The sequence below is a fragment of the Bdellovibrionota bacterium genome (assembly GCA_040386775.1).
Taxonomy (GTDB): Bacteria; Bdellovibrionota; Bdellovibrionia; order Bdellovibrionales; family JAEYZS01; genus JAEYZS01.
On sequence record JAZKEU010000025.1, the window covers coordinates 1 to 955 of the forward strand.

The 955-nt window shown below is 41.2% G+C and carries 2 protein-coding genes; both read right to left on the reverse strand.

Translation table 11 applies throughout. From position 1 onward, the window contains the following. Positions 1 to 730, reverse strand: a 730-nt coding sequence (locus tag V4596_14255; protein MES2770301.1) for a 16S rRNA (uracil(1498)-N(3))-methyltransferase, incomplete at its 3' end; no start/stop codon positions are given. Next, on the reverse strand, positions 727 to 955 hold a 229-nt coding region (locus V4596_14260), incomplete at its 5' end, for a 50S ribosomal protein L11 methyltransferase (protein MES2770302.1). The genes V4596_14260 and V4596_14255, both read right to left, overlap by 4 nt.

Consider the following 955-nt stretch of genomic DNA (forward strand, 5'->3'; position numbering starts at 1 on the left):
ATTTTAGAATACTCAACAAAGATAAACAGGCTGTCTCAACTCTTAAAACCTGATCCCCCAATGTGGAGCTTTTGAGGCCCTTTTCTCTAAAAAGTTCGACCTCTTGATCAGAATATCCGCCCTCACTGCCTACAAAAAGCCAAATATTTTCAGGGTCTTCATCCTTCATGCTCTTTATAGCAGATGAGACAGTCTGTTCCGACTCTCCCTCATATGGAAATAGACCCGCCGAACGAGGATTTTGGTTCATTTTATCTAAAAGCTCTTTAAGGGATAAAACTGTAGCAATTTCCATAAGATCGCCACGCCCTGACTGCTGAGTTGCAGCTTTCACGATACGTTCCCAACGCTCCGATCGATCTGTTAAGCGCTCTGACTTTTTCTCTCGAATAAAGCTATAGTCCGAAACAAAAGGATGAAGTTTATAAGCCCCAAGCTCCACCGCTTTTTCCACAATCGTATCCATAGTTTGAAATTTACTGATCGAAACCGCCAAGTGAATGTAAGGTTTTTCTGGAAGAGTCGCATCGCGGACTTCATGAATTTTGGCTACCGCTGATTTTTTATCGCGCGAGATGATCTCGACGAAGTAGGCTTTACCTTCCGATAAAATTTCAAATTTATTTCCAACATCTTGCCGACAAACATCGCAGATATGATGAAAGGATTCACCACCGATCAGTACTGAGTCACTGTTAAAATATTTTTTCTCGATCCAATATCTTCTCATCTTAAAAGATATCCTACCCACTCACCCTTCTGAATGCGCTCGACGATTTTTAGAGGAGTGTCTTTTAAAAAGCCTTCAATAAAATCTGCATCGTTTTCGATAATGATGCCAGAAAGGATAAAGGACCCGCCTGGGTTTCTTTTCTGCAGAAGTAGTTCTTTGAGCTTTAATAAAACACCATCAATGATGTTTGCAATCACAAGATCAAAGGTCGCGCTCACGTCT